Below are 4,095 nucleotides of genomic sequence, written 5' to 3' on the forward strand. Positions count from 1 at the left end.
AAAAACCGGGACTCCCAGCAACTACGCTGGAAACCCGGCTATCATCCTGCACTTATCTAGTTATAATAGCTTGCCTCCTACCGATTGCTGGAACTCCTCAATCGCCGGCAGCTGCGGTTCTACACTGCAGACAAGCCCAAACCCTGCGATCACCGATGCCAGCTCGTCCAGCACTCTGGAAGTACGGGCCACAAGCCGCATCGGCATCACTCTATACGTCTCGATCAACCCCAGCAGACCATCCGCAAGGTTCTCGGACGCTTCCGCCTGTTTGGTCAACCCGTAATGCAGGATCTGCCCGGTCTCTTGATCCGCAATCACGTTCATCGTCGGATAAAACGGACGTTCCTCGTCTTCAATGGGCATGGGGATAAAAAAGCTGTCTACCTCCCAGACCCCCGCATCACCGCTGACTGCACGCCTTGCTTTGACCATGCGCAGCTCGTCCACCATGACCGCTCGTCCGGCTGGCTCCAGCGGCCGATCCGCCTGGTCCGGCTTGAGCCATTCGCTGATCCATTCGGTCGTACCCGCACCCTCCCCGGTAACGGGAATCCGCACGAGAAAACGTTCCCCGTTGCCTTCCAATAGAGCATCGGGATCCTCCCGATAGGAAAGACTCACTTCCATCGCTTGTCTGAGGATCTCCGTCAAGAAGACAATATCGTCCCGGTCCGTTATCGGCCAAGGCACGTAACCCGGCTCGTAGAGACGGAAGGACGGCCAGGCAGTTTTGCCGCGAAAGGATAAACCTAACTCCTTCACCCGTTCATATTCCTCCGGGTACAGCTCGTCCCGGCTGCCAAAGGACAGCATATAACAATGCTGCGCAAACAGCGGATCGCCTATGAATTCCCCATTTAACATGTCAAGCACTGTCTGCAGGCCCTCCGTTCCCAAATAAACGGCCATACCAAACACTTCCTTGCCGCTCCCCATCACGCAGCAATATCCGATACGGTGATCCCATGGACTGCGAACCCCAAACAAATGAACGTTCGAAAGCCATTCCCATGGCTTCAGCTTCTTAAATTGATCCGCGGCTTCATATAGCTCCAGCCAAACCTGATTCATCGGCACCAATTCGTGACCCCCTTCGCAAACCTAACCTAATCTAACTGTTATTAGCTTAACGGGAATCTCCGCCTTTTTCCAGCCTTATTGTTTCCAAACCGGCGCAAGCTCCCTCACATATCGCCCCTCTCCGTGAATATACTTTATTTACATCCACAAATATAGCGTTCCGGGAAATCCCGATATGGAGGTGTTCATCTATGCCAACGCCTGATCGATATCACTTTGTCGTCTCCAAAGAGGACTGGTCGCTGCACCGGAAAGGGTATCAGGATCAACAACGTCATCAGGAGAAAGTGAGAGAGGTTATTAAGCAAAATCTGCCAGATCTCATCACCGAAGAAAATATCATCATGTCAGACGGCAAACAGATCATTAAGGTCCCCCTCCGCAATTTGGAAGAGTACCGCTTCATTCATAACTACCAGAAACATAAGCATGTCGGCCAAGGCGACGGGAGCAGCGAGGTGGGAGACGTGCTAGGCCAGGACAGTCCGAAGGACAGCGGAAAAGGCGGGAAAGGCGGCAAGGCCGGCGATCAGCCGGGCTACGATTACGTGGAAGCGGAGATTAGCATCGAAGAGCTGGAGGATATGTTGTTCGCAGAGATGGAACTGCCTTATATCCAGGATAGAGACAAGACAGAAATGGAAACCGAATCCATCCGTTTTAACGATATCCGCAAAAAAGGCCTCATGTCCAACATCGACAAGAAACGCACCATCTTGGAAAACCTGCGCCGTAACGCCACCGCCGGGACCCCCGGCATTCACGGCATTTCTCCAGACGATCTCCGCTACAAAACGTGGGAGGAGGTCGTTGTCCCCCACTCCAACGCGGTCATTCTGGCGATGATGGACACATCAGGTTCGATGGGGGCGTTCGAGAAATACTGCGCGCGCAGCTTCTTCTTCTGGATGACCCGGTTCCTGCGGCGGCAGTACGAGAAGGTCGAGATTGTGTTTCTTGCGCATCATACCGAGGCCAAGGAGGTCAGTGAGGAAGAATTTTTCACCCGCGGGGAAAGCGGCGGCACCATCTGCTCTTCGGTATATCAAAAAGCGCTGGAGATCATCGACACCCGTTACCCGCCGTCCAGCTACAACATTTATCCGTTCCACTTCTCCGACGGCGACAACCTGACCTCCGATAATGAGCGCTGCGTCAAGCTGATTGGCGAGCTGATGAAGCGCAGCAACATGTTTGGCTACGGGGAAGTCAACCAGTACAATCGCGGCAGCACCTTGATGTCCGCCTACCGGACGATCAAGCAGGAGAAATTCATGTATTACGTCATTAAGGAAAAAGGCGAGGTTTATAACGCGTTAAAACGGTTCTTCCACAAGCGCGAAGGGGGTGCGGCCAGTTGAGCAGCGAATTAGAACAGCTCGAATACGCCATCGCGGAAATTATGGAAATCGCCGACTCGTTTGGACTTGATTATTATCCGATGCGCTATGAAATTTGCCCCGCCGATATCATATATACGTTTGGCGCTTACGGAATGCCAACCCGGTTTTCGCATTGGAGCTTCGGCAAAATGTTTAACAAGATGAAGATGCAGTACGATTTCGGGTTAAGCAAAATCTACGAGCTCGTCATTAACTCGAACCCGTGTTACGCCTTTTTACTGGAAGGCAATTCGCTGATCCAGAACAAGCTGATCGTCGCTCACGTGCTCGCCCACTGCGATTTCTTTAAAAATAACGTGCGGTTCTCCGCCACCAACCGGGATATGGTGGAGAGCATGGCCGCCACCGCCGAGCGGATTAGACGTTACGAATTGGCCTACGGTGCGGAAACAGTAGAGAGCTTCATCGACGCTGTGCTGGCGATCCAAGAGCACGTCGATCCGCAGTTAATCAAGCCGATGCGTTATGACAAACGGCGGCAAATGGAAGAGAAGCTTCGGCGGGCGAAGGAGGGGCGGCAAGGCCCGGTGAAGACAGGGACTTACGACGATCTTTGGACGCTGGATGAACATCCGGGCGGACGCACCGAGGAAGCCAAAGAGGTCACCGTCCACTTCCCGCCCGAACCGGAGAAGGATATCGTTTGGTTTATCCAGGAATATTCGGAAGTGCTGGAAGATTGGCAACGGGATATTATGAGCATGCTGCGGGAGGAGATGCTGTATTTCTGGCCGCAGATGGAGACGAAAATCATGAACGAGGGGTGGGCTTCGTATTGGCATCAGCGCATCATCCGCGAGCTCGACCTGACCAGTGACGAAACGGTCGAATTCGCCAAGCTGAACGCCTTGGTCGTTCAGCCATCGCGGCAAAGCCTGAACCCGTATTACCTCGGGCTCAAGATTTTCGAGGACATCGAGCGCCGCTGGGATAACCCGACCGAAGAGGAGCGCCGCCGCTTTGGCCGTGAGCCCGGAAAAGGCCGGGAGAAAATCTTCGAAGTGCGCGAGCTCGATTCGGACATTTCCTTCCTTCGCAGCTATTTGACCAAGGATCTCGTCCGCGATCTGGACTTGTACATTTTCGAGAAGCAAGGTCCAGAGTGGAAAATCACCGACAAATCGTGGGAAAATGTCCGCGACCAGCTGATCGCCTCCCGCGTCAACGGCGGCTCGCCGTACATCGTCGTCCAGGACGGCGACTACCTGCGCTCCGGTGAGCTGTTGCTGAAGCATCAATATGAAGGGATTGAGCTGGACCTCAAGTATCTGGAGCATACGCTACCCTACGTTTACAAGCTGTGGGGCCGCCCCGTGCACCTAGAGACGGTGGTGGAAGAAAAGCGGGCGCTCTTCTCCTATGACGGGCAGAAGCATACTCGGAAGATGCTTTGAGTTACATGACTTTTAAAGCGAAATAGAAATCGCTTTGGCCTTGACCCATCTGGAATGAATGGCCTGCTGGACATCGGAAGGATCCATCGGCGGTCTCTGCCGCAGGCCAATCGCATAACCGGTCCAGAAAGTGCACGCTAGAATCGCGATTGCAACTATGGTTAACATGAGTTGATCACTCTTTGCCAAGGTATCGCCCCCTATTGTTTCTTCTA

The 4,095-nt window shown here is 53.5% G+C and carries 4 protein-coding genes; 2 read left to right on the plus strand and 2 right to left on the minus strand.

What is annotated here, in order from left to right:
• Positions 1 to 60: 60 nt before the first annotated feature.
• Positions 61 to 1,074: a DUF7309 domain-containing protein gene (locus tag POTG_RS22405; protein WP_397376647.1), complete on the minus strand. Its 1,014-nt coding sequence runs from the start codon at positions 1,072 to 1,074 to the stop codon at positions 61 to 63.
• A gap of 200 nt (positions 1,075 to 1,274) precedes the next feature.
• On the opposite strand from POTG_RS22405, the gene yhbH reads away from it, so the two are divergent.
• Both yhbH and POTG_RS22415 read left to right on the plus strand, forming a co-directional pair.
• Positions 1,275 to 2,444 carry a sporulation protein YhbH gene (gene yhbH / locus POTG_RS22410; protein WP_009227138.1) on the plus strand — a complete coding sequence of 390 codons (1,170 nt, stop codon included), beginning with the start codon at positions 1,275 to 1,277 and terminating at the stop codon, positions 2,442 to 2,444.
• Positions 2,441 to 3,880 (plus strand): SpoVR family protein, encoded by a 1,440-nt coding sequence (locus POTG_RS22415; protein WP_009227139.1) that lies wholly within the window; start codon positions 2,441 to 2,443, stop codon positions 3,878 to 3,880. Before yhbH ends, POTG_RS22415 begins: the two co-directional genes overlap by 4 nt.
• Before the next feature lie 12 nt (positions 3,881 to 3,892).
• Here POTG_RS22415 and POTG_RS22420 read toward each other — a convergent pair.
• On the minus strand, positions 3,893 to 4,095 hold a 203-nt coding region (locus tag POTG_RS22420), incomplete at its 5' end, for a hypothetical protein (protein ID WP_036646743.1).

It is taken from the genome of Paenibacillus sp. oral taxon 786 str. D14, from assembly GCF_000159955.1.
Classification (GTDB): Bacteria; Bacillota; Bacilli; order Paenibacillales; family Paenibacillaceae; genus Fontibacillus; species Fontibacillus phoenicis.

Excerpts from the sequence above, each read along its gene's own strand:
- yhbH (WP_009227138.1), top strand. The coding sequence starts at position 1,275 with ATGCCAACGCCTGATCGATATCACTTTGTCGTCTCCAAAGAGGACTGG.
- POTG_RS22405 (WP_397376647.1), bottom strand. The coding sequence starts at position 1,074 with ATGAATCAGGTTTGGCTGGAGCTATATGAAGCCGCGGATCAATTTAAG.